The organism is Microcoleus sp. MON1_C1, from assembly GCF_036701945.1.
Taxonomy (GTDB): domain Bacteria; phylum Cyanobacteriota; class Cyanobacteriia; order Cyanobacteriales; family Microcoleaceae; genus Microcoleus.
The window spans coordinates 1-25,311 of sequence record NZ_JAUBRO010000071.1; the positions used below are offsets into that span (position 1 = coordinate 1).

Consider the following 25,311-nt stretch of genomic DNA (forward strand, 5'->3'; position numbering starts at 1 on the left):
GTGAGGGTTCTCACCCAGTTCGACCGCTGCCAGGGGGTTTGAAAACTCTCGCGATCAAGCGTGAGGGGTAAGTTCCGCCTAAAATTCCACCAAAACTTCCTCCGTACCGCCCAGCAAACCCTGCGCCGCCTCTAACATACTCTCCGCAACATCTTTCAAATCTTCACGACTTGCCAGATAAGTTTTCAAAGCTTCTAACGGTTCTATGCTATTATTAGCATTCAATTCGGGTAAACGCGGCCTCGCTAGTTGACTGACTAATTCCGGTTGAATTGTGTAGCTGTGCGCTTCGCCGAGAAGTGCGTGCAATTCTCCGTTGTCGATTAAATCTAATTGTTCCGATCGCAATTGGTAAATCAATCTCACAACTGCGTCTTCGATCTGCTTCTTACCAATAGCTTTAACTAACTCGGCTTGCGGGTTTTCCGATTCGGAAACATTGACTTTAATAGTCTGAAATACCCGCACTGGCAAAGTGCAAAATTCCCACTCAGCTTTTCCCCGTTCCAAATTAACTAACACAAAACCTTTGTCTTCTTTCTCTTCACTAAAATCAACTCGTTCGATACTTCCCGGATAAATTACGGGCGGATTGTTGGAAGCGTTGAGATTTTGGTGTTTGTGAACGTGTCCGAGAGCAACGTAATCAAAACAAGGGCGAGTTAGCATGGAAACGGGAATGTTAAAGCCTTTTCCAACTGCTAAAAAACGTTCGGCGCCCAGACTTGCTTTATCTGCCATTAAGTGCGCTAAAAGTACGGTTGGTATGTCGGGGTTGAGGCGGCGGATTTCGCCTTCCATTGCGATCGTCAGCTTTTCGGTTAATAATTGGTTAACATCGCCCATAGACAGGCTTTCAGTCTCGGAACGTGTCATTAAGGTCGATCGAGTCAACCAAGGCAAAGTTACCACCTGTACCGGCCCGCTGCGGGTGTGTATGAGGTGAGTGTCCAGGCGATCGCCTACAATAAACTTAGGTATTCCCAAAGTCCGGTAAATTCCCAAACTCGCGCCGCCTTGTCCCTGAGAATGTTGGTCGTGATTTCCTACTAGCAAAACCGTCGGAATTTGCGCGTCCACCAAGCGGCTGAATTGGCGAGCAAAAGCCTCTTTCACAAACGGTGGAGGCGTCGAATCCGGGAAAGCATCGCCGCCGAATATAACTAAATCTACGGGTTCAGAAATTGCTCTATCCATACATTTGCTCAGCGTCGCCGCGAAGTCTTCCAGCCGCGTATTTAAACCGGTTTCTGGATTAATCCGGCCGTGAGAAAAGCCGCTGCCCATGTGAATGTCTGAAAGGTGTAAGATTTTAATCATTGTTTTTTCTATTTGTTAGTTATCGTTTCGGTTCCTAGTGAGGACTTCAGTCCTCAGAAGAAGGATTTGCATTCCTGACTGCGAACCAAAGAAAGTTTTTTTTCATACATCACAATATGATGCCGGGTACTTTTTGATAAACTTGTGCGATCGGGCAGCGAAAATCTATACTCATTAACTCTAACTCATCTCCTTGTCCGTAAGTCTGAGAAACCCAATTTCCCTCAGCATTGAGCCGAAAACACTCTATTTTGATTTCTGATTGAGTTATGATCACGTATTCCTGCAAACTCCGAGAAGTTTGGTAATCTGCAAATTTATCACCTCTGTCAAAAGCTGCCGTTGAGGGCGACAAGACCTCAACTACTAAAGATGGATATAAAATGAAATCTTCAGGAGTTGAGGTATCTCTTTCGTCGCAAGTCACCGCTACGTCAGGATAGTAATAGCAATTTGCCTCTTCCAGTCGGACTTTTATATCTGATGATAAAACTAAGCAGTCGGTGTTATCTAAGTGATTTCCCAGTCGCCTTACTAAGTTGCTAGCAATAATAATGTGAGGCTTTTTTGCCCCTGTCATTGCATAAACGTGTCCGCGTCTGTATTCGTGTTTGATTGGGCTTACTCGCTCGCCTTCTAGGTACTCTTCTGGAGAGATGTAGAAATTGTTTTTGCTGATAACCATTGATTTTTACTCTGCTGATTTGATCTGATACTATGTGTTGGAAATCAAATATTCCGGGAAGGAAACGGCAGTGCCGTTTCCCTACAAATTTAACAGAACTCCAGAAATCGTGCGTGCCACAGTTTGCCGCTTTCTGTCAAACCCTGCGATCGCACTTTAATTTTGACACTTTTGGGGTTAGCCTCGTAGAGTCGGGCAATTTCCTGCATTTCCTCCCCGCTAAACCCGGTTCCCACGGTTCCTACGGGGACTAATTTGCCATCAATTTCTTGCGCTACTTTGACGGCACTAAACGGCCGGCCTGCAACTTTTGTCGCCGTCAAGCCCACAATAAACAAATCGTGTTCTTGACAGTATTTAGTCCTCACCATCGGATATTTCTTAACATCTTTGCCGCCGACATAGTGACAGTGGTGCAACACCCAAACTTCGCCTTCTTTATTTTCAGATTCCTGCTGATTTGCCAGTAGGAGTTTTTCGGTGGTGGTGCGAAATGTCGGTACAACTTCAAAGGCTAAGGATAAATTTGCCAGCATTTCGCCGACTTCAACTCCCGCTGCAATCCGTTCGGATTCTGCCACGGTAGTTAAATCATTGCCTTGGAAACACAAACTTTTAAAAATAGCATAAATTGCGTTGGGCTGGGTTGTCGGAAAACCGCTTTCAATATTAACAGTAGCAGCTTGCGCCCCCGTGCGGTGTTCGGTACCCGTACAGCTTTTGTAATACAGTTCGCCGTCTAAAACAAAGGTGCCAATTTTAGCGGCTGTGTCGATTAATGTGCGATCGATCTCAACCGATGCCTGTTGCCGCAGGTTAGTCGATCGCGATTGGTAGTATACTTTATCTGGCGTCGCGATGACAACTACTCGATTGCCGTCGCGCTTTGGCTGTCCCCAATAATCGGGGTTTTCGATGTAATAAGAACGTTCACTCGGCGCGTCCACCGGCTGCATCGTGACAATTTTTCCCGGCTGTAAGTGCGGCGGCAATTCGGGAATTACGGGGTTATTAACAGTCTCTATTTTGGCAGCGGTAGTTGATTTTGCAGCAGCAGCAAGATTGGTGCTGGATTTGTTTGGAGGAGTCAGGGCGATCGGCTTTTCTGGGCTTTCTAATTCAAACGCTCTTTTCCAAAAGCCGATCGCCATTTCCGGGTATCCTTCCGACTCCGCGCACAGTGCAAAACCAATAACTTTTGCCGTACCAATTCCGCGCCCATAATCAGCCAAATACTGCACTGCCCCCGCTTCTCCCATCAAGTGCAATCCTCGCGTCACGATGCGATTGTTCCAGCGTTCTCGAATGTCGGCGCTAATTTTTTGAGCTGCTTTTCGCTTGGCTTCTGCGTATTCGGTGCAGTCCATACTGCCTCCTTTATGTAGGGCTATTTATATACTATACTAATGATTGATTTATTAGTCAAGGTTCATTTAACAATTAGGTGGTGTGAAAAAATTTAACTTTTTCATTTTTGAACTAGATTTATTTTTTAACCGCAGAGGCGCAGAGGGCACAGAGGAAGAGAAGAAAGAGAGTAATCTAAAATCTCCAATCCCCAAGCTCAAATTGATACCAGTTCGCCAAAAAAAATGCTATTCTAGGCAAGATCCAAACCATGATAGTCATCCCTTCCCAATCTAAAATCTAAAATGGTATGATTATCCCCTGGCACCTGTTATCACTTGGAAAAATTTAGGCGTATACCTTTGTAAAAGACTACCCGCAGCCAGCGTTACTAAAGTGGCAATTGTCACTATCAACAAATAGTGTACCATGACAGTTAGCGAATTTGGATTTTTTGACAATCTCTGAAAAACTTCCTTCAAAACTGTTACCGTCGGTTCGTGAGCAGCATAAACAAAAAATGCCAAACCCGAAAGATTTAAACACACCTTTTGCAGCTTTCCAGCTATCAAATCGGAAGCGCACCAAATCGCCATCGTACCTACTACTCTCGTGCAGCATTCAAACAGGTGTTGGAAAGTTTCTATTTCGGATGTTTTCATTATTGCCAGCACAACAGCCATCGCTAAGTATATGCCTATTATCAAAGTTTTTCGTCTATTGAGCCAAGTTAAATCCAATTTTTGAACAGCAATCAGACATCCCAAATAAAAGAACAGTGGCCCCAACCACTGGATTTTAATAAAACCAAGTTGTAATTTCAGCAACCAAGGGGCGGCAAACAAAGCCAAACCTAGATAGGGTATCTTTCTAGCTACCAGTAAAAATACCGGAGATAGAATCACCATCGCGATTAAGTCGCGGACATACCAGAAATGAAATGTGATCGGATAACCGCTTCTGTACCCCGTCAAACAATCTATAAAATTGGCGAAGCTGTAGTCTTCAACGTATTTTTTGTAATGACCTTGAATAATAGAACTTGTTGCCGGTATGTTCAAGACAATTAAGACCATTGCCAATAAAGCTAAGTTCCAAAATAAATAGGGAACCAGGAGAGTCCAAAACCGAGACTTGAGCTTTTCTAGGTAAGAATTTAGCGATAAGTTAAAATTTCTAAAAAAAAGAAAGCCTGAAAGAATAAACAAAAAAGCCACGCAGGAACCACCCCAAGTGCTCCAAATAAAAGTCTGGAAAAATTTATCAGCATATCCCACAGGATTTATAGACGAGTGAATAGTAACAATCCCAATAATTAGGGGGAGACGTAAGAATTTAATTTTCCCAGAAAATTCCGGCGTAATTTGCATTTTTTACTGACAGAGTGTATGGATAGATGGACTTGTATTTACAGAGAGATGGCCAATTACCGAAATCGGTTCACCGTCAATGCTAAGATAACCTCGATCGCGCGTTGAGGTCAATGATGCCACGGCTTGCTTCTTGCGAAGTCTGGTTCGCCCACTGGCGATCGCAGGTTTGAGAATTTAAGATCGAGTTTAATCTTACTGTTATGATGCGATTGATTTTGTACAGCAAACCCGGATGCCACTTGTGCGAAGGGTTGCAAGAAAAACTCGAACAGATTGAAAGCCTCAAGTTTCAACTCGAGGTCAGAGATATTACCGAACGCGATGACTGGTTTCAAGCTTATCAGTACGAAGTTCCAGTTTTGTTTAAAGTGCAGCCCCAGCCCCAAAATTTTGTTGGCGAGTCTGCATTCTCCGCTGAAGAACTGTTACCCCGCCCTTCTCCCCGCTGTAGTGTCGCCCAATTGGAGCAAATGTTACAGAAATATTTGCAAATGGATCGGTCACAATAATACGATTTACCCAAAAACTCAGGTTTTAATCCTGACCTCGGGGTGCTCGGTGTGCAGCTTACTCTAGGTAGAGAGATTTTACGGCGCGCATATAAAAATCCCTAGGGTTTGCACCGCGCACAGCAAAAACCTGTAGATAGTGGCTCAAACAATGTGTTCCGCCAGTCATATTCAAGACATTCAAGCGAGGAGTTTTTCAGATGAAATTGAGAGAATTATTAGCAGCAGTTCCCAGCATTTCCTTTGACGCGCAACATCCCGCCCTCGATGCCGAAGTCAAGGGTTTATCCACTAATTCCCACGCTTGTCAGGCGGGCGATTTATTTTTGGGAATGCCGGGAACTCGGGTAGATGGGGGAGATTTCTGGCAAAGTGCGATCGAATCTGGTGCACTTGCCGCCATAATTTCCACCCAAGCAGCCGAGAAAACACCCCCCCAACCCCCCCTTGCTAAGGGGGGGCTAGAAGATGCTCCCTGCGTCATCGCAGCAGCCGATATGGCCCAAGTTTGCGGTCAAATAGCAACTGCTTTTTACGGCAATCCAGCTAGCAAATTAAAACTTGTCGGCGTTACCGGGACTAACGGCAAAACTACCACAACTCATTTAATCGAATTTCTGCTCAATCAAATGCAGTTGCCGACGGCGATTTTCGGCACGCTTTACACTCGCTGGCCGGGCTTCCAACAAACTGCACTTTACACCACACCTTTTGCGGTTGACCTGCAAAAGCAATTAGCAGAAGCTGTAGCAGCCGGATGCAAACATGGCGTGATGGAAGTCAGTTCCCACGCTTTAGCGCAGCAGCGAGTTTTAGGGTGTAATTTTGAAGTTGCTGTCTTTACAAATTTGACTCAAGACCATCTCGATTATCACCGCGATATGGAAGATTATTTTGAGGCAAAATCGCTTTTGTTTGGTTCACATTACCTCAAAAATCGCGCTGTAATTAATATTGACGACCCCTACGGGCAGCGGATAGTTGAAACTTTAAATTCCGACCGAGTTTGGAGTTACAGCACTGTTCACAAAACGGCAGATTTGTATGCTTTTGATTTGCAGTATCAGCCCAATGGAGTTAAGGGAATGCTGCACACTCCCAAGGGCGAAACTGCTTTTTCTTTGCCTTTAGTCGGTCAGTTCAATTTATCAAATATGTTGGCTGCTGTCGGTGCTGTTTTGGAATTGGGTTTAGATTTGTCCGCAATTGTGGAGAAATTATCTCAGTTTTCGGGAGTACCGGGACGGATGGAACGGGTGCAACTTAGTCCTGACCAAGATATTAGCGTCATTGTCGATTACGCGCACACACCCGACAGTTTGGAGAACTTGCTGAAAGCATCGCGGCCGTTTATTCCGGGTCAGATGATTTGCGTGTTTGGCTGCGGTGGCGATCGCGATCGCACTAAGCGCCCGATCATGGGTAAAATCGTTGCAGAATTAGCCGATTTAACTGTTGTTACTTCCGACAATCCGCGCACGGAAAATCCCGATCGCATTTTGGAGGATATTTTAGCAGGAATTCCCGCCGCAGTAAAGCCGATGGTTTTGCCCGATCGAGCCGCTGCAATTCGCACTGCTATTATGGAGGCTAAACCGGGAGATGGCGTGCTGATTGCAGGAAAGGGACACGAAGATTATCAGATTTTGGGCACCGAAAAAGTCCATTTTGACGATCGAGAACAAGCGCGAGATGCCTTGAAAGCCAGAATGAATTCGGTTAACTGAATTCGGTTAACTGTTAAGGGTTAACCGAAGTCGGTTAACCCTTAACAGTTAGTTGTTCGCAGGCTGAGAAATTTGTTATGTTTTTAAGTATTAATACGAAAGAAGAATCTGAGTTGCACTAGATTATAATAGTAATATCCAATATTTTTATAAAAAAAACTCTTGCTATGATAGAACTAACTGGGTATCAAATTCTCGATAGAATTTACTCAGGCACTCGCACCCTAGTTTATCGCGGCTCTCGCCTCTGCGACAAAAAATCTGTCATCATCAAAGTATTGCGGAACGAGTATCCCAAATTTAGCGAACTCTTGCAATTTCGCAATCAATACACCATCGCCAAAAACCTGAATTTGCCCGGGATCATTCAAACCTACAGCTTGGAAGCCTACCGGAACGGCTATGCGCTGATTATGGAAGACTTCGGGGGCATTTCTCTCAACCAATGGACTGGGAAAGGAAAAACGGTGCAATCTCTGGTTGAGTTTTTCCAAATAGCGATCGACCTAAGCAATACATTAGATATACTTTACCGCCACCGCATCATTCACAAAGATATTAAACCCGCCAATATTTTAATTAATCCTGAGACTAAACAAGTCAAACTCATTGACTTTAGTATTGCATCTTTGCTACCGCGAGAAACTCAAATGGTGATGAGTCCCAACGTGCTAGAAGGGACACTAAGCTATTTGTCTCCTGAACAAACAGGAAGGATGAATCGCGGCATTGACTACCGCACAGATTTTTATTCTTTGGGTGTCAGTTTTTATGAATTGCTGACGGGAGAGTTGCCGTTTCAATCTAACGATCCGATGGAATTGGTACACTCTCATATTGCCAAACAACCGCCGCCCCTTGGCAAAAACAGAAGGGAAGAAATCCCCCAAGTTCTGTGCGACATCGTAATGAAATTGATGGCGAAGAATGCCGAAGACCGTTACCAGAGTGCTTTGGGGCTGAAATTTGATTTAGAATTTTGTTTGCGTCAATTAGAAGAAAGTGGTAAAATAGAAAGTTTTGCGATCGCGCAACGGGATGTTTGCGAGCGGTTCATCATACCAGAGAAACTCTACGGTAGAGAAAGCGAAGTTGCCCAATTATTGGCAGCGTTCGATCGCATCTCTGGTTCCGAGACTCTTTTTGGGAACGAGGGAAGGCGCGAGTTAATGCTGGTGGCTGGTTTTTCTGGCATTGGCAAAACTGCCATTGTTAACGAAGTTCACAAACCAATTGTCCGCCAGCGCGGCTACTTCATCAAAGGCAAATTTGACCAATTTAATCGCAATATTCCCTTCTCAGCTTTTGTGCAAGCATTTCGAGAATTAATGGGTCAATTGCTGAGTGAAAGCGAGGCTCAATTAGCAGCTTGGAAAACCCAAATTTTAGCTGCGCTTGGTGACAGCGCGCAAGTAATTATTGAGGTAATTCCTGAATTAGAGCAAATTATCTCTCAACAGCCACCCGCAACAGAACTGTCTGGGACGGCGGCACAAAACCGCTTTAATTTACTTTTTCAAAAATTCCTGCAAGTATTCACCACAAAAGAACATCCCTTAGTAATTTTCCTCGATGATTTGCAGTGGGCTGATGCGGCATCTTTGAAATTGATGCAGTTGTTGATGAGCGAGTCAGACGGCAGATATCTATTATTAATAGGAGCTTATCGCGACAATGAAGTTTCTGCCGCTCATCCTTTGATGTTGGCGCTAGAAGAGATTGGGAAAGCACAAGCTGCAATCAAAACGATTACATTAGCCCCTCTGAGTGAAACCAGTTTAAATCAACTCGTTGCCGATACGCTTAGCTGTTCGCCCGAAATCGCACAACCATTAACTCAACTAATTTCTCCAAAAACCAAAGGCAATCCATTTTTTAGCGCGCAATTCCTGAAAATGCTGCACGATGAGGGGCTGATTCAGTTTGACTTTGATGGGGGCAATTGGCATTGCGATATTGCCAAAGTAAAAGCATTAGCAGTGACGGATGATATCGTTGAGTTTATGGCGTTGCAGTTGCAAAATTTGCCAGAAGACACGCAACATGTTCTCAAGCTAGCGGCTTGTATTGGCAATCAATTTGATTTGGCGACTTTGGCGATCGTCTCTGAACAGTCAGAAATAGAAACAGCCGTGGCTTTATGGAGAGGATTACAAGAAGCGTTGATTTTGCCTATTAGTGAAAATTACAAATTTTTCCAATCTAATGAGTCAGACGAGACAAATCGTTATCGTCATATTGAAGTTCCCTATAAATTTTTACACGATCGCATCCAGCAAGCTGCTTATTCGTTGATTCCCGAATCACAAAAACAAAGCGTTCACCTGCAAATTGGCAGACTGCTGCTGGCCAATACGGCAACAGGAGACGACGAGCAACTTTTTGCGATCGTCAACCAGCTTAACAATGGGATGAAGCTGATTGAATCGACAGAGCGAGAGACGATTGCACGGCTAAATTTGCAGGCAGGTCAAAAAGCTAACGCCTCAACAGCCTATCGGGCAGCAGTAGACTATTTGCTCACTAGCCAGCAGCTATTAAACTCCGATGCTTGGCAAAGTCAATACTCGCTTAGCTTAGAAATCGCCAACCAGCTTGCTCTAGCCGCTTATTTGGCCGGGGATTTTGAGCAAATGCAGCAGACGATCGATCGAGTCGTGGCTCAGACGCGATCGCTCCTGGAACAAGTCACTGTCTATGAAATTAAAATTCAGGCGTTGATTGTGCAGGGGCAGCTCCTAGCAGCGATCAAAACGGCTCTGTCGCTAGTCGAACAGCTAGGCATCAAGTTTCCAGCCCAGCCCACAACACCACAGGTTTTGCTGGGTCTAGCCGAAACTAAAATTGCCCTACTCGGCAAGTCTACCCAAACCCTAGAAAACCAACCGACGATGACCGCCCCGGATAAAATGGCGGTGACGCAAATTTTGGCAAAAACCCTCTCAGCAGCCTACATTGCCGCCCCAGATTTGCTGCCGCTGCTGGTATTTCGCCAGGTGAATCTGTTTGTGAAGTATGGCAATACCAGTGTGGCTGCTTTCACCTATGCCTGGTATGGGCTAATTTTGTGTGGTGTGGTGCGAGATATTCAAACCGGTTACCAGTTTGGTGAATTGGCTCTCAAGCTCTTGGATAAATTCGATGCCAAAGAAATTAAATCCAGGGTAGTTTTCATCATTTACTATTTTGTATTCCATTGGAAAAACCACCTCAAAGATACGCTCGCTCCGCTTGTAGAAAGCTATCAAACCGGACTAGAAACAGGCGATACAGAATATGCGGCTTGGGGGGGACTGATCTGGTGTGCCAACTCTTACTATGCCGGACATAATCTGTCTGAAGTGAGTCAAAAGCTAGAATTTTATACTGAATCTATTGCCAAAATCAACCAAGAAAAGGCTGAGCTTTACTGCAAAATTTTCCATCAAACAGCACTCAATTTATTGGGGGAGGCAGAGGCAGCGGCGCTAGAGGGTGAGGTTTATTGCCTGAGCCAGAGGGAGGCGCAACAGCAGGCTAGCAGCGACAAGACGGGACTGTTTTTCGCTTACACAAACCAAGCCACGCTCAGATATTTGTTTGCCAACTTTGCCCTGGCTCGCCAAACCCTTCAACAAGCTAGACAGTATGAGGACGGAGGAATTGGATCGCCCGGTTTAGTTGTTTTCTATTTTTATGATTCATTGACTTGTTTAGCAGAATTCCAACAGGCTAGCGAGTCTGAACGGCGCGAGCGCTTAAAGCGAGTGGGTGGCAACCAGAAAAAGATGAAACAATGGGCGCACTATGCCCCGATGAATAATCAACATAAGTGGTGTCTAGTCGAAGCAGAACGCTACCGCATCTTGAACAAGCTAGCGCAGGCAATGGAATACTACGATCGCGCCATCTCCCTCGCCAAAGATAACGAATACCTGCAAGAAGAAGCCTTAGCCAACGAACTCTGCGCTAAATTCTACCTCGACTGGGGCAAAGAAAAAGTCGCTCAGGTTTATATGCAGCAAGCTTACTACTGCTACGCCCGCTGGGGAGCAAAAGCCAAAACCGATGACCTAGAAAAACGTTATCCCGATCTGCTGCGCCCCATCTTACTACAGGCAGCCCAACCCCTCACTATTTTAGAAACCCTATCCACCCTCACCAATCCCACCTACTTAATTCATTCGAGCACCCACCCCACTACCTCAAGCACCTCCATCAACCATGCTCTAGATTTTACGACCCTGCTGCAAATCTCCCAAATGATCTCCAGCACGATCGACCTGGATGAGTTGCTGCAAATTGTGACCCAAACCATGTTACAAAACTCGGGAGCCGATCGCTGTACACTGATGCTCTGCCAAGATCAACAATGGCAAGTGCGGGCGATGGCTACCGGGGAATACATTAGCCTGGAAACGGAACCCCTAGAGAACAATCCTACCGTTCCGGTTAAATTAATCCACTATGTAAAAAACACCCTAGCAACAGTTGTCATCGATCGGCTGAAAACCGCTCTGCCTGTGATTGACGATTATTTAGAGTACCACCAACCAGAGAGTTTGCTGGGTTTGCCAATTCTAAATCAGGGGAATTTGGTCGGCATTTTGTATCTAGAAAATCGGATAACCAGTGGAGTGTTTAGTCGCGATCGCGTCCTAGTGCTGAATTTTCTCTCTAGTCAAGCGGCGATCGCTCTGGAGAATGCCCGTCTCTATCACCAAGTGCAGCAGACTTTGAATGAACTTCAGCAAACTCAGATGCAAATGATCCAAAGTGAAAAGATGTCAGCATTAGGTAATCTCGTGGCAGGGGTTGCCCATGAAATCAACAACCCCGTTGGTTTTATTTCCGGGAACATTAATGAAGCTCATGCTGGAGTCCAAGACTTAATTGATTATTTGCACCTCTATCAAGAAAAGTTTCCTCAACCGACAGCAGAATTAATTAAGAAAGCAGAGGAAATAGATTTAGATTATCTCGTAGAAGATTTACCCAAAATGTTGAGTTCCATGAAAATAGGATGCGAGCGCATCAAAAACATCAGCACTTCCCTCCGCACTTTCTCTCGCGCCGATACGGTACATAAAGTTGAGGCTAATATCCACGAAGGACTCAATAGCACTTTGATGATTTTACGCCATCGCCTGAAAGCAAACGACAAGCATCCTGAAATTAAAATCATTAAAGAGTACGGCAATGTTCCAAAAGTAAAATGTTATTTGGGACAATTAAACCAGGTATTTATGAATCTGTTGGCCAATGCGATAGATGCCTTAGAAGAATCCAATCAAGGACGGACTTTTGCCGATATTCAAGCCAACCCCAATCAAATTACTATTCGGACAAAAGTAGAAAGGGAAAATGTAAAAATTTCCATCGCCGATAACGGAAATGGAATGACCGAAGAGGTCAAAAATCGGATTTTTGACCATCTATTTACCACTAAAGACGTGGGCAAAGGAACTGGGTTAGGACTGGCGATCGCGCGTCAAATTGTAGAAGAAAAACACGGCGGTAAACTGACTTGTATTTCTTCACTGGGAAAAGGAACGGAGTTTGTCATTGAGATTTTAATTGGTTGAAGGTTAGTTGTCAGTTGTCCGTTGTCCGTTGTTAGTTGTTGACCTATATTATTAATCTCTCTCTCTTCTCTTCCTCTGCGTTCTCTGCGTCCTCTGCGGTTAAATCATTCCGATGCAACCGGAATTGATAGGACAACCGACAACTGACAACGAACAACGGACAACTGACTATTGCAGCGGCAAAAATACCGTCATCACCTCACCCTTTTGTGGCCGCTGGCGAATTACCAACTTCCCGCCAGCAGCCCGGAATAAATTCTTAGTCACACTCAAATTTAAACTCAAACTTCCCGTCTCCGGCTGCACCATCAACAAAGGCCCGATCGATCGCAAAGGACCATTAGCCTTAGCTGCAAAAGTCGATGCGCCATTATCTTCCGGTAGGTGTTCCGATTCCAACTGCAACTTTAACTGATCGCCCGCCAACGTCACCTCCACCTGAATGCGACTCCCCGAGGGCAAAGTTCGAGTAAAATTCTCAATCAAATTAGTTAAAACCTGATCCAACATCGTCGGATCGCTGACTACCGCAGGCAACTTTTTCGGCACAATAACTTCCAAAGTGTGGTTGCGAACACTCGCCTGTTTTTGCCAGCGGGGAATGCTATTTTGCAGCACTTCACCGAGGGACATTGCTGTTAGCTGCACGCCAGAATTTTTAGCTTGCGACATTTCCAATTCCACGGCGCGGAAAATTAAACCGAAGCGATCGATCTGAGCGGTACACTCAGCATCAATCATTTCCAAACGCTTGACCACCACCGGATCGAGTTTGGGGCGCTTCAGCAGCAGCCGCGTCAGCGTGCGAATGGTAGCCAAAGGAGTGCGGACTTCGTGGGCGATCGCCTGTAGCAATTCCACCTCTTTAGTAGCGAGAGGAATTGCCGATTTGCAGTTGATATCTGTAGCCGATAACTTTTTATGCCTAGAGTTCAAACCATCATCAATTCTTTCATCCTTTACCCTGCCTGCTTCCTCTTTCCCAACTGGCAAATTATGCAATAGCAAGCGGCTGAACTGCATCACTGTTTGATAATTTGGAGCAACAGGCAAAAACTGCTGGAACAGCGCGTCTAATTTAGTAGAATTATTAGTTAATTGGCTAACTGGTAAATTGAAGCTGCCGTCAGAATTGGCAAGCAAACTGTCGCTTTCAGTCACCCTGCGCCGCAAAACCTCCCAAGCTTTGGCGACTACTTGCGGGTCGAAAGAAAATAGAAAAGCCGGAATTCCCGCAGAATTTTCACCCAAAACCATTACCAAGCTAAAACTAGCAGTTAAAACCAAACAAAACTGCTCGTTGGCTAAGGGATCGCCACTTGCCAAAGCCAAAGCCGGGGCCGCCGCAGGCACAGATATTTGCACCTCAGCCGCCGGCAGTAAAGCTAAAGTTTGTCTCGCCCGAAAAGACCACAAAGCTGCATCGTTGTCGGGCATACTGGTAAAAATCCAATTGGCAAAGCCCGAAGCCAAAGCGGGGTCAGTCAAAACGGAAGACGGGCCCGACAAAACCAATCCCTGACAGGAATTGGGGATTGTCGATCGAGCAAATTGTCGATCGGCCTCTGTTTTTTGTCCTGATTTTTGCCGATCGAGCATTTGATTCAAAGCTGCGATCGCTCCGTACCATTCCTGTTCAGCTTTCAGCCGAGAAGCCCCACGGCTTGCAGGACACCGATGGCGGTTGTTTTCTCCCGCCAACTTAGCATCAAAGAGACTCAGGTCATTTTCTTGGCCTTCGGAGGCTAAAATTTCGCTTATTGTCGGTAAAAAGTAAGTATTCACAGTTATAAACCCACCTTCGGAGGCATGAAGGGTGAAGTATTTATGTATAGGAAAGTTCAGGAGTTAGGAGTCAAGCACTAGCACGATCGAAAAATCCCGCATAATTTCTTGCACCTTCCTCCTAACTCACAGGATATCCACATTTGTCAACTAACGATATTGGCAGAACCGTACCAATAAGCCGCAATCTCCGCGCTTGGGGCGATATTTTGCACGATCGCCCTAACAAAAGTGCAAAATGAAGTAAGTTAAACACCGTGCTTTCCTTATGCCCACCTCGATCGCCGACTCGAAAAATCTGCTGTCAGACTTAATGGCACGTTACCGTCACCAAGTCGATTATCTGGCAATTCGACTGGAAGAAGCCGAAGGCACCGACATCCTGCTGCGGGGCGAAAAAATTGAAACCCTCAGCGAAGGAGTCTCAATTGGCGGCCAAGTCAGAGCTTGTCACAAAGGCGGCTGGGGCTTTGCCAGTTTTAACCGACTTTCCACCCTCGCCGAAAGAATCGAAGAAGCCATCGCCGCGGCAAAACTAATCGGCGAAGAAGAAACGATTCTGGCGCCAGTTACCCCAGTACAAGACATTTGCTTGCTGCCGCTGACAGGAACAGACCCCCGTCTGGTTCCCCTAATTGACAAAAAGCAATTGTGCGATCGCTACGCGGCGATTCTCCGCAGCATTGACCCCCGCATCGCCACAATCTCCGTGCGCTACGGCGACAGCACCCAGCGGATAATCCTCGCCACCTCCGAAGGCACCATGCTCGAACAAGGTTGGGCAGACATGGAAATGCGCTTTGCCGCCACCGCCCGGAGTGGGGAAACCGTACAAACCGGCCGCGAAACCACCGGTTCCCGCAAAGCTTACGAAGACTTAACCGATCTCGATGTTCAAGTTCGCAGCGCCGCCCAGAGAGCCGTAGATTCCCTAGCCTTACCCCCCGTCCAAGGCAACACCTACACCGTCGTCATTGACCCAATTTTGACCGGATTGTTCGTCCACGAAGCCTTCGGACACCTTTCCGAAGCTGACATGGCCTACGAAAATCCCGACATTTTGGAAATTATGACCCTCGGCCGCCAGTTCGGCCCCAAAAACTTGCAAATTTTCGACGGTGCAGCGCCAGAGGGACACCGGGGCAGCTATTTCTACGACGACGAAGGCACTCCCGCGACTACTACTCAGTTAATTAAAGACGGCGCTTTAGTCGGGCGACTGCACTCGCGGGAAACGGCGGGCAAATTGGGAGAAACGCCTACTGGCAATGCTCGCTGTTTGAATTATCACTATCCGCCGATCGTCCGCATGACGAATACTTGGATCGAACGGGGTGACACGCCTGTTGCTGACTTATTTTCTGGTATCAAAGAAGGAGTTTATGCGCGCAATTGGCAAGGCGGCATGACTAACGGCGAGATGTTTACTTTCAGTGCCGGCGAAGCTTGGATGATCCGCGACGGAAAACTAGACAATCCGGTGCGGGATGTTACCCTTTCGGGTAATGTTTTCAGCACTTTAGCCGATATTGAGGCGATCGGCGACGATTTCTACTGGGATGAATCCGGCGGCTGCGGCAAAGCAGGACAAAGCGGTTTGCCCGTGGGCTGCGGCGGCCCGAGTTTGCGGATTCGCGATGTCGTTGTTGGTGGCGAAGCTGCGGAAGAAGATTAAAGCTTCAAAAGTTTAAAAAATAAAGGTAAAGCGCCAGATTCCTACTCGCGCTTTACCTTTATTTTTTGAGTGCAACATTTCGCGCCCGTTTGTGGTGTCTGATGTTGTGACGAGATTGGGCAAAAAAACCCCAATAGCGAACAATTATGCCTTGAGTCGTCAAATACCGCTAAAAAATCGGTTTTTTGCTACGCAGTACGTAAGTCCCCAATTAATAAATCGAAATCTTCAATTTTTCTCTTCTTATCCCAATTTTTAATTCTCCCATTCTCCCCCTAATTCCCTGCAATTATTGCTTTTTTCTGCTTTATCTCCCCTTGCCTCGGTCTGGCGCCTCATTTTTATCGTTATCTGCATCTGCGTCAAAGGTCGGAGTGTCGGCTAGAGTGGTTAAAATTTCGGGAGCAGAGTTGTCTTGAGCAAAAAAGGTCGATCGAGTTTCTAAGCTTTGAGCATTAACTGCGCCAGCAGTCAGTAACAGGCTTGACATCAGGATGGAAGAGTAAACGCGCATCATAAATTTTGGTGTTTGTATTTTCCCCTTCTTGATACGCAGTCTGCACTCTGCTATCAGGATAAAAAAAATAATTGTGACGAAATCCTCAATTAGTAAGTGACCGCACCTACAATTTTTTTGAGTTTTGGTTAAAAGCTGGTGAAATCCATCATCTAGCTCGCTGGTTCGCTGGTAATTTCTAGTTCTCTGCTACTTGCGGGCAACCAGCAGAATTCAAGACCCTGTTCAAAAAAATAATGCTACTCTTCTATGCCCGTCTTCCCAACCCTGGTAGTTATAAATCATTCCCAAATCTAAAATCTAAAATCTAAAATGATATGACCCCTGGAATCCTCTTGAAAGGGGCTTCCAACAAGGAAACGAAAACCGCCAATTGTAAAGTTTTACTACTTTTATGATTGACTTCATAATTTATTTAGTTGAAGCGGCAACCCGGGGATTAAAGACACAACAGGAAAGTACCCAGGCGCGCCATCAGCAGCTTACATATAAATATCTTGGTGAATGAGATTCCTTAAAGCGGGCACTGCCTCATTTTTCACATTAACTTCATAAATGATTGCTATTGTATTTTTAAATAAATTGTGAACCTTTGATTTTTTCTGATTTTTGCCGATCTTTTCCGATCTTTTCTTCTCTGGCTTTGTGACAAGAGCGGTTACGCGCCACTCCGAAGGAGGAGTCGAAAGCGGTTGGGGAAAAAAAACCCGTTCACAAAATCGTGGAGTCAATCTCAAATCTCAACTCTCAAATCGAACTGGCGCGCAGGGAGTAAAAAAACTGGTTTTAAAACTGATATCGCGGAGTCAATCTCAAATATCAAATCTCACAGCGACTGACTTGCACATCTACCTGCAGGAATAGCGACTCAAGGGTTGACGAGTTGTCCAAAATAACATCAGCTTGTTGACATTTTTGAGCTAGCGGCAACTGAGTGTTAATGCGGGCCTGAGCTCGATCGTAACTCAAGCCGTCTCGCTGCATTAGTCGTTCTAACTGCACTTCGGGTGAACAGTACACCACCCAAATTTCGGTACACAAGTCAGTCATATTAGCTTCAAACAACAGTGGCACTACTAAAACCAAAGTCAACGTGTCAGTGGGGGCGCAGAAAGCGGAGTTTTTTTCAACAATACTTCGTTCTAGCTTTTGATCGCGGTGAAAAAACTTGGTTTCTTGAGTTTTTGTACCTAAATTCTGTGTGTCCTGGGATACCGGAGTCAATGCAGCAATGCAGCTTTGAGTTTCCTCAACAAATCGGCGTCGCACGTAAGGGTGAATCTGTTGTTCCAACCACTGCCGCTCCGCTGCGTTACAAAAAATAATACTTCCCAACTCCGGCCGATTTAAAGTGCCGTCGGGGAGCAAAATACCGGCGCCGTATCGTTCTACAATAGAGTCAAGTATTGGCGAACCGGGGTTCACAGCTTCGCGGGCGTAAATATCGGCATCTAAAATCGGAAATCCACAGGCATCTGCCAGATAATTAGATATAGCGGTTTTACCGGTGGCGATGCCCCCAGTTAAACCGATCAGACGGACAATTCGATCGCTCATAATTTTCTCTGTTTAAACTTCCTGTGTTTCGACACTTACTGTCAGTCTTTGCTATGTTGGTGACACAATCAAATTTAGACTTAAAATTTAAGATTTGCGATCGAGAGTTCGCGTTAGGAAGTGTCAGCATTGGGGTGCGATCGACTCTTTTTTACCTAAAATCTCAATTTTAAACTCGAATGAAGGTCTAGACCGAGGCAAACTTATGAATGCTCAACGTGCTGTGCGGTCGATTCTGGCAGCAATTCCCCTTGCTGGATTTTTGATATTAGATTTTTTCCCCAACCTGGTTTTCCTCAAAGAAAACAGCAGGGGATGGATACTCGTGGCAATTTATCCCCAATCTCAAATTGCTGCGGCACAATCTATTATTTCAGCCCCAGACGGCACCGGAACCGCTGTCACCGCCCCAGGTACAGGGTCGCCCCCCCGCTACGACATTAAGGGCGGCACTCCCTCCAGAGACGGAGCAAATCTGTTCCACAGTTTTACTCGGTTCGGTCTGAATTCTGGCGAAACTGCCAATTTCATCTCCAACCCAACCGTTAAAAATATCCTCGGCCGCGTTGTCGGCGGGGACGCTTCCTTAATTAACGGTCTCATTCAAGTTACTGGCGGCAATTCTAACTTGTTGCTGATGAATCCCGCAGGGATTATTTTTGGAACGAATGCCCGACTCGACGTGTCCGGGTCTTTTTTGGCTACCACCGCTAGCGGTATCGGTTTTGACGACCGTTGGTTCAACGGTACAGGCGCGAACGACTACCCAGCCCTAGTCGGAGCGCCGAATGCTTTTGTTTTTGGCTCACAGCCCGCGAGTATTGTCAATGCCGGTAACTTGGCTGTCGGAACCGGGCAAAATTTGACTTTGCTCGGCGGCACGGTCATCAGTACAGGGCAACTTTCAGCCCCGGGCGGTCAAATTACTGTGGCGGCTGTCCCGGGCAAAAATCTCGTGCGGTTCAGTCAAAACGGACTTTTGCTGAGTTTAGAAGTTTCTCCAGCAGCCGGAATGTCGGGTTCGGAAGGTGTTCCCTTCTCTCCCCAGAGTTTACCTGGGCTGCTCTCGGGCCCCGGCGTGGCTAACGCTACGGGTATAACTACGAACGCTCAAGGTGAAGTTGTACTCACAGGCGGTCAAACAGTGCCAGGAGGTGCTGGAACTGCGCTGGTAGCGGGTTCTGCGGACGTGTCTGCTACGGGGGGCCAGGGAGGAAGCGTCAACGTGTTGGGCGACAAGGTAGGGCTGTTGGGAGCGAAGATTGAAGCTTCGGGGCCGGACGGCGGCGGAACGGTGCGGATCGGGGGAGATTACCGAGGCGAGGGAACTGTGCCGAATGCCAGGATGACTTACGTGGATGGCAAAAGTTCGATCGCCGCCAACGCAACTGAATCAGGCAACGGTGGCAGAGTTGTTGTCTGGGCTGACAACACAACAGCATTTTTGGGCAGCATCAGCGCAAATGGCGTTTCTGCAACGGGAACCGCAGGTGTTGGGGGGTTTGTGGAAGTTTCGGGCAAGCAAAGATTGATTTTTAACGGTACTGTTGATACCTCTGGGACAAACGGTTTGGGGACTTTGCTGTTAGATCCATACAATATTTTAATTACAGATTCCCTACAAGGTGGGGGCGATGCCGAAATAATTGCCGACAATAATATTTTGGCAACAGAAACGCTACCAGGACAGCAAAACAATTCTGAGCCTTCGCTGACAATTTCGGCTAGAGCTTTGGAAAGTATGTCGGCTACGTCAAATGTGGTTCTCGAAGCGCTCAATGATATTACAATTGCTGATTTGGCGGACAATCAGTTGAGCTTTCAAGCAACTACTGGTTCGGTAACATTGAGGGCAGATGCCGATCGCAATGGTGCGGGTGCTTTTTCGATGAATGCGGCCGATACAATTAGCACGGCTGGCGGTGCGATCGCCATTTCTGGAAATCAAATTACTGCGGGCAATTTGTCGAGCAACGGCGGAAATATTAGTTTGATTAGTCAGGGTTCGACAGTTGCAAACGATATTTCTTCATCCAATCCTAGCACCGGAACCAGCGGGAATATTTTACTCGAAGGTCTGAACGTAACAGCCCAAAAAATTGATGCCAGCGGCCGGGAAGCGGCGGGAAATGTAACTGTGACGGCTCGGAATGTTCTGGGAGTGAGCTTCGTCGCAGGGGGCTCGGGAAACATTACTTTGACTGGTAATGAAATTAATTTCAAAGGCGAAAAAAATTCGGTCAGCGGTACTGGCTTTTTGGTACTGCAACCTTGGAGTCCCGGTCAAAATATTGCGATCGGCGGTTCTGGAGATGTCGGTACTAATATTTATTTGAATCTGACGGCAAGCGACCTCGGAAGTTTGGAAAATGGGTTTGCTGGAATTACGATCGGCCGCAGCAACGGTATCGGTTCAATTCTGATTGCCAACGATTTCACATTTTACGATCCGCTAATTATTCAATCGCCAGCGGGTTTGGGAACAATCACTACCACAAATTCCCTGACAGCGGCTGACAATGCCTCAATTACTCTCAAAGCTGATGGCAATATCCGTACCGGAAATATCACTACCAACAATCAGGAAATTCGCATCGTCAGCACCGCAGGCAATGTCACAACCGGTCGGCTACTTACTGGAACTTCCCGCACCATCAACACTTCTGTCAATTCTTCCGAAGATACAGGCAATTCGGCGGGAGATGTTAGTGTTACCGCACAGGGCACGGTGACTGCCGGGGCGATCGACACAAGGGGCGATCGCGCGGGGAAGGTAACGCTGACGGGGCGCAATGGAATCACTGCAGGGGCGATCGAAGCTGGCGACTCGCAAACAGGGGGAGATATTACCCTGACGGGCAACGAAATTGACTTGACGGGTGACAAAAATTCGATCGCCAGCAACGGCAATCTGGTGTTGCAACCGGCCGATCCAAGCCAAAACATTATAATTCAAGGTTCTGACGATACAGAAGCTCTGAACTTGACTGCTGCTGAATTGAACACTTTTCGGAATGGGTTTGCTTCGATCGCGATCGGGCGCGCTGACGGTAGCGGGGTGATCTCGATTCCTTCTGGAACGCCAAATTCAACTCCAAATTCAACGCCAGTGGCGGTGACATTTCAAGATCCGACGACGATTCGATCGCCATCGGGCAGCGGCGCGATCGTGGGAACGAGTGCGATCGTCGGCACTGATAACGCCACGATCTCTCTGATGGGCGGTACTGTAGCCGTCGGAGACGTTACCTCGACTGCGGGGATTAACATCACTACCAGTCAAGGCAAGTTGACTGCTGGTACGGTTTCATCTCGCTCAACTTCCGGGGTGGCGGGCCCTATCACTATTCGCAGCGCCGGTGCGGTAGAAACCGGCAACATCGATGCTTTTGGTGCCAGAAGCGGGGGAGATATTTCGATTGCGGCGCCGGGCAGGATCGTTACAGGGGTGATCAACTCGAGTTCGCAATCGGGAAGTGCCGGTTCGAGCCAAATTACCGGGAACAAAGATATTGAAGTTGTTTCGATCAAAGCTCGTGGCAATACCGGCGGCGATGTGGCAATCGAAGCTGGGGGAGCATTTCGGGCTGCGGGAACAGGAACGGCTGCTGAGCGCGCCCAGGTCAGCATTTCTACAGAGGGGCTGGCTCAATCGGGTTCACAGACGCTGCTGCAAAGCACTTGCCCGTCGGGAACCTGCACGGCGGCGACTGTTGGGACGGGAAACTCGAAGTCGAACACTGCCACCTCCTCAACTGCGATCGGGCCGCTGGTGATCGTGCCGAGTCCGGCAGCAACTAGCAGCGTGGAACTGCAAACTACAGACAATTCTCAACAAATTGTGACTCAGGTGAGTCTCCCCCCCGCACCGTCTGCGCCAAAGAGCAGTAGCGCCAATGTCTCGCCAGAACCTGCTGCTACGTCTGTTGAGGTGGGGTCGAACGACACTGCTGCAGGCCCGGTAGTGGTGTCGCCGTCGGTGTTAACAGACAATTGGGGCGCGCCTGCGACGACAGAAAACGGCAGCGTGGCAACAACTCCACAGAAGCCTGCGAGTGCGGTGAGTGCAGAAAGTATCGGGAATGTGAGGGTTCCTGAGATTTCTCGATCGAGTTCGATCGCGCAAATAAGTCCGATCGACGCAGTGCAGCAAAGGGATAGAACTCAGGGCCGGGAATTTGAACGTTACTTTGGGGGTAATCTCACTGAAAAGTCAGTCACGCAGCAAAGTATTCGAGATACTCTCAGCAGCGTCAATCGGTTGACTGGGGTTAAACCCGCGATCCTTTACGTGTGGGCGAAAGAAAAACATTTAGAACTTGTGCTGTTATTGCCAGACGGCAAAAATGTTTTTAAAAGCGTGCCTGCAAGCCGCGAGACAGTGCTGCAAGTTGCTAAAAAATTCACTAATGCTATCAGAACTCCTAGGAGATTGAATGCTGCTAATTACAAGGAACCTGCCGAGCAACTTTACCACTGGTTAATTGCACCGCTGCAACCGGAATTGGAGGCTAACAAGATTGACACTTTGGTGTTTTCGATGGACGCCGGTTTGCGAACTTTGCCTTTGGCTGCTCTTTACGACGGCAAGCAGTTTTTGGTAGAAAAGTACAGTTTGGGGCTGATTCCGAGTTTGAGTTTAACTGATACTCGCTATGCCGATGTTAAGGGTTCTGAAGTGTTAGCGATGGGTGCGTCGAATTTTCCTGCCAAATACGATCAAAATCCTTTGCCTGCGGTGCCGCTGGAAATATCGACAATAGTCGGCAAGATTTGGCCGGGTTCGTCTTTTCTCAATGAAGCTTTTACTTTGGCAAATTTGAAGAACAAGCGCAATCAACCGCAATACAAAATTATTCATTTAGCTACTCACGGGGATTTTCAGCCTGGGGGGGCGGAAAATTCTTACATTCAGTTTTGGGATACTAAGTTGCAGTTGAATCAGTTGGAGCAGTTGAAGCTATCTAACCCGCAGGTGGAGTTGTTGGTTTTGAGTGCGTGTACTACGGCGGTGGGAGACGAACAAGCTGAGTTGGGGTTTGCAGGGTTGGCGGTACACGCGGGGGTAAAATCCGCTTTGGCGAGTTTGTGGTATGTCAGCGATGTCGCTACTTTGGGGCTGATGACTGAGTTTTACCAGGAGTTGCGTACAGCGCCGATTAAGGCTGAGGCTTTGCGGCAAGCGCAGTTGGCGATGCTGCGGGGAGAAGTGCGGTTGCAAGATGGTTATTTGGTGCGATCGGGCAACTATGAAGCTCTGCCTTTGCCGTCGGAGTTGACCACCAGGGGCGATCGAAATTTCTCGCATCCTTATTATTGGGCTGCTTTTACCATGATCGGTTCGCCTTGGTAATTCTGAAGCAGGAAGGAATCAGGGTGCGATGTTCAAACTCACTAATAACTAATGACTTATGACTCATGATTAATTGCTAGCTGCGATTGGACTCAAGCCTTTGAGAATTCGGAGTACATCATGTAAATTATTAGTGCGATTGCTAATTCCAAATAAATCAGATGTGCTATATCGAGGTGATTCTTCTTTGACTAATTTAACAAAGATGAAACTGCCACCTGTAGCAATCATGCCGTAACTAGGTTGATCGGGATTAGGATTTGCCAGCATATAAGCTAAGATTTGCGCCAAGCCGGCTTCGATCGAAAATGAAACTCGCTTCGATTCTATTACCATCAGCCACAACTGCTCTTTTAAAACTAAAGTATTGATGCTGCCTTTGATGATAACGCCTTCATCTTATTCGGAAAATTCGACGGATTTTTCTGGCTTAATGTAGAAAGGATGCAGATAAAAGTCGCCGGCAAATAACAGCGGAGAGACGAGCGACAAACTAATAGTTTTTTCCCGCATCGGCGGATACTCCAACAAGTTGAAGTAACCCGCTTTAATCTGATCTAGCTGTCGTTTTTGAAAGGCGCTAATTTCTGGCAACTCGTCTTGCCATTCTCTGAAAAATTGGTCGTCTGTGACAACTTGCAGGTCAAAAAGTGTTTTTAATTCTTCTAATGTGACATTTTTAGCTTGAATTGTTTGAACCCTAATTCGAGCCTGTTAATTTTATGGGTAATTACAATTTTATCAAATTTTCAGCTAATATTATGTCTACTCGAAAGAGTATAACAAAATTGGTTCGTAGTGAGAACCCAGAGTCCTAATCCAACTCGCTCGGACTTGCATTCCTCACTACGAAATGGTAACGGTTATTTTATGGAAGATGATATAATAATAAGTCAAAATTGAATTCTGCTAATTCCAAATTTTTTGCAAATTGAGAACAAATCCCGGCAAAACATTTTCCCCAGAAAGGGTGAGAGGAGATTGTAAAACTTCCACATCTTGGCCGGGGCGATAAATTTCAACTTCCCGTTTTTTGCGGTTAATCAGCCAACCCAAACGACAGCCATTTTCCATATATTCTTGCATTTTTTCCTGAGTCTTTTTCAAGCTGTCAGTTGGCGAGAGAATTTCCACAGCAAAATCGGGACAAAGCGGGATAAATTTTTCTCTTTGTTGAGGTGTTAAAGCTTCCCAGCGCGATTTTTCTACCCAAGACGCATCGGGAGAGCGATCGGCTTTATTTGGCAGAGTAAATCCTGTGGAGGAATCAAAGGCTTCACCGAGTTGGGTTTGTTCGTTCCAAAGTCCAATCTGTAAGTTGAATTTTGAGTTGCTTCTTCCCGTTTCTCCTCCGGTTGGGGGCATGACAATTAATTCTCCGTTGGCGTTGCGTTCGAGTTTCAAGTCTGGGTTTTCTTCGCACAGTTGATAAAACTGTTCTGAAGTTAGTTTGATAATGGAATTGAGGTTTAAGGTGATAGCAGTCATTGTTATTTACCTGCTGTTTGTAGGAACTTGATTAAGAATTAAAAATGGGATTAGTCATTTTTAATTCTTAATTCTTAACTTCTAATTCTACTGCAATTGCTTGATTCGGTTGAGTGCGTCTTGATAGGCGCTGGTTCTTCCGCCTTGCTTGTAAAGTTCTGCTGCTTTTTGAAAGTCGGCAATTGCTTTTGGTTGGTCTTTGTTGTCCAGGTAAGCTAAAGCTCGGTTGTAGTAGGCGTCGGCAAAACCGGGATTGGCTTCGATCGCCCGCGTGTATGCTTGAATAGCATTGGAACCTCGTGTGGGTTCGGTTTGAGACAAGCCGGCGGTGATGAAAGTGCGGGCATTACCGATATTAAAATACAATTCAGGGGTATATTTGGGCTTGAAAGCGAGTGCTCTGTTGAAATC

The 25,311-nt window shown here is 46.5% G+C and carries 16 protein-coding genes; 5 read left to right on the top strand and 11 right to left on the bottom strand.

The genetic code is table 11. The annotated features are described in order from the left end of the window. Window positions 1-78: 78 nt before the first annotated feature. The 4 genes from QUA62_RS26425 to QUA62_RS26440 form a co-directional block, all read right to left on the bottom strand. A complete protein-coding gene (locus QUA62_RS26425; protein ID WP_333407746.1) occupies window positions 79-1,320 on the bottom strand; it encodes an exonuclease SbcCD subunit D in 1,242 nt (413 codons plus the stop codon). A 109-nt stretch (window positions 1,321-1,429) separates the two neighbouring features. Further along, entirely contained in the window at window positions 1,430-2,005 is a 576-nt protein-coding gene (locus tag QUA62_RS26430) for a Uma2 family endonuclease (RefSeq protein ID WP_333407748.1), read from the bottom strand. An 89-nt stretch (window positions 2,006-2,094) separates the two neighbouring features. Next, window positions 2,095-3,372, bottom strand: a complete 1,278-nt coding sequence (locus QUA62_RS26435; protein WP_333407749.1) for an ATP-dependent DNA ligase — start codon at window positions 3,370-3,372, stop codon at window positions 2,095-2,097. A gap of 294 nt (window positions 3,373-3,666) precedes the next feature. After that, the gene (locus QUA62_RS26440) at window positions 3,667-4,722 is read right to left on the bottom strand and encodes an acyltransferase (RefSeq protein ID WP_333407751.1); all 1,056 of its coding nucleotides are present in this window, start codon (window positions 4,720-4,722) and stop codon (window positions 3,667-3,669) included. 206 nt (window positions 4,723-4,928) lie between these two features. Between QUA62_RS26440 and QUA62_RS26445 the strand changes: the two genes are divergently transcribed. The 3 genes from QUA62_RS26445 (at window position 4,929) to QUA62_RS26455 (ending at window position 12,525) form a co-directional block, all read left to right on the top strand. Beyond that, window positions 4,929-5,234 (top strand): glutaredoxin family protein, encoded by a 306-nt coding sequence (locus QUA62_RS26445; RefSeq protein ID WP_333407772.1) that lies wholly within the window; start codon window positions 4,929-4,931, stop codon window positions 5,232-5,234. A 200-nt stretch (window positions 5,235-5,434) separates the two neighbouring features. Next, window positions 5,435-6,961, top strand: coding sequence for a UDP-N-acetylmuramoyl-L-alanyl-D-glutamate--2,6-diaminopimelate ligase (locus QUA62_RS26450; RefSeq protein ID WP_333407753.1), 1,527 nt, complete (start codon window positions 5,435-5,437; stop codon window positions 6,959-6,961). A gap of 167 nt (window positions 6,962-7,128) precedes the next feature. Next, complete coding sequence (locus tag QUA62_RS26455) at window positions 7,129-12,525, top strand: AAA family ATPase (protein WP_333407755.1); 5,397 nt, start codon at window positions 7,129-7,131, stop codon at window positions 12,523-12,525. Between the two features lie 168 nt (window positions 12,526-12,693). Here QUA62_RS26455 and QUA62_RS26460 read toward each other — a convergent pair whose 3' ends face one another. Beyond that, window positions 12,694-14,310 (bottom strand): HAMP domain-containing sensor histidine kinase, encoded by a 1,617-nt coding sequence (locus tag QUA62_RS26460; RefSeq protein ID WP_333407757.1) that lies wholly within the window; start codon window positions 14,308-14,310, stop codon window positions 12,694-12,696. A 268-nt stretch (window positions 14,311-14,578) separates the two neighbouring features. Here QUA62_RS26460 and QUA62_RS26465 point away from each other — a divergent pair, with 268 nt between their 5' ends. After that, a complete protein-coding gene (locus tag QUA62_RS26465; RefSeq protein WP_333223663.1) occupies window positions 14,579-15,985 on the top strand; it encodes a TldD/PmbA family protein in 1,407 nt (468 codons plus the stop codon). Window positions 15,986-16,292: 307 nt separating this feature from the next. On the opposite strand, the gene patX is transcribed toward QUA62_RS26465, so the two are convergent. Both patX and coaE read right to left on the bottom strand, forming a co-directional pair. After that, the gene (gene patX / locus QUA62_RS26470) at window positions 16,293-16,502 is read right to left on the bottom strand and encodes a heterocyst-inhibiting protein PatX (protein WP_333407759.1); all 210 of its coding nucleotides are present in this window, start codon (window positions 16,500-16,502) and stop codon (window positions 16,293-16,295) included. Between the two features lie 819 nt (window positions 16,503-17,321). After that, a complete protein-coding gene (gene coaE, locus QUA62_RS26475) occupies window positions 17,322-18,059 on the bottom strand; it encodes a dephospho-CoA kinase (RefSeq protein WP_333407761.1) in 738 nt (245 codons plus the stop codon). A 205-nt stretch (window positions 18,060-18,264) separates the two neighbouring features. Here coaE and QUA62_RS26480 point away from each other — a divergent pair, with 205 nt between their 5' ends. After that, window positions 18,265-23,412, top strand: coding sequence for a CHAT domain-containing protein (locus QUA62_RS26480; protein ID WP_333407763.1), 5,148 nt, complete (start codon window positions 18,265-18,267; stop codon window positions 23,410-23,412). A gap of 69 nt (window positions 23,413-23,481) precedes the next feature. On the opposite strand, the gene QUA62_RS26485 is transcribed toward QUA62_RS26480, so the two are convergent. From QUA62_RS26485 to QUA62_RS26500, 4 genes are all read right to left on the bottom strand, one after another. After that, a complete protein-coding gene (locus QUA62_RS26485; RefSeq protein ID WP_333407765.1) occupies window positions 23,482-23,748 on the bottom strand; it encodes a hypothetical protein in 267 nt (88 codons plus the stop codon). A gap of 63 nt (window positions 23,749-23,811) precedes the next feature. Further along, window positions 23,812-24,006 carry a hypothetical protein gene (locus QUA62_RS26490; RefSeq protein ID WP_333407767.1) on the bottom strand — a complete coding sequence of 65 codons (195 nt, stop codon included), beginning with the start codon at window positions 24,004-24,006 and terminating at the stop codon, window positions 23,812-23,814. Between the two features lie 315 nt (window positions 24,007-24,321). Further along, window positions 24,322-24,900 carry a Uma2 family endonuclease gene (locus QUA62_RS26495; RefSeq protein ID WP_333407769.1) on the bottom strand — a complete coding sequence of 193 codons (579 nt, stop codon included), beginning with the start codon at window positions 24,898-24,900 and terminating at the stop codon, window positions 24,322-24,324. A gap of 87 nt (window positions 24,901-24,987) precedes the next feature. Next, a partial coding sequence (locus tag QUA62_RS26500) for a tetratricopeptide repeat protein (RefSeq protein ID WP_333407770.1) occupies window positions 24,988-25,311 on the bottom strand: 324 nt, incomplete at its 5' end.

Bases quoted from the DNA above. Each gene is read 5' to 3' on its own strand.
- QUA62_RS26465 (WP_333223663.1), top strand. From the start codon at position 14,579: ATGCCCACCTCGATCGCCGACTCGAAAAATCTGCTGTCAGACTTAATG.
- QUA62_RS26480 (WP_333407763.1), top strand. From the start codon at position 18,265: ATGAATGCTCAACGTGCTGTGCGGTCGATTCTGGCAGCAATTCCCCTT.
- coaE (WP_333407761.1), bottom strand. From the start codon at position 18,059: ATGAGCGATCGAATTGTCCGTCTGATCGGTTTAACTGGGGGCATCGCC.
- QUA62_RS26440 (WP_333407751.1), bottom strand. From the start codon at position 4,722: ATGCAAATTACGCCGGAATTTTCTGGGAAAATTAAATTCTTACGTCTC.
- QUA62_RS26450 (WP_333407753.1), top strand. From the start codon at position 5,435: ATGAAATTGAGAGAATTATTAGCAGCAGTTCCCAGCATTTCCTTTGAC.
- QUA62_RS26435 (WP_333407749.1), bottom strand. From the start codon at position 3,372: ATGGACTGCACCGAATACGCAGAAGCCAAGCGAAAAGCAGCTCAAAAA.
- QUA62_RS26445 (WP_333407772.1), top strand. From the start codon at position 4,929: ATGCGATTGATTTTGTACAGCAAACCCGGATGCCACTTGTGCGAAGGG.
- patX (WP_333407759.1), bottom strand. From the start codon at position 16,502: ATGATGCGCGTTTACTCTTCCATCCTGATGTCAAGCCTGTTACTGACT.
- QUA62_RS26485 (WP_333407765.1), bottom strand. From the start codon at position 23,748: ATGGTAATAGAATCGAAGCGAGTTTCATTTTCGATCGAAGCCGGCTTG.
- QUA62_RS26455 (WP_333407755.1), top strand. From the start codon at position 7,129: ATGATAGAACTAACTGGGTATCAAATTCTCGATAGAATTTACTCAGGC.
- QUA62_RS26425 (WP_333407746.1), bottom strand. From the start codon at position 1,320: ATGATTAAAATCTTACACCTTTCAGACATTCACATGGGCAGCGGCTTT.
- QUA62_RS26495 (WP_333407769.1), bottom strand. From the start codon at position 24,900: ATGACTGCTATCACCTTAAACCTCAATTCCATTATCAAACTAACTTCA.
- QUA62_RS26430 (WP_333407748.1), bottom strand. From the start codon at position 2,005: ATGGTTATCAGCAAAAACAATTTCTACATCTCTCCAGAAGAGTACCTA.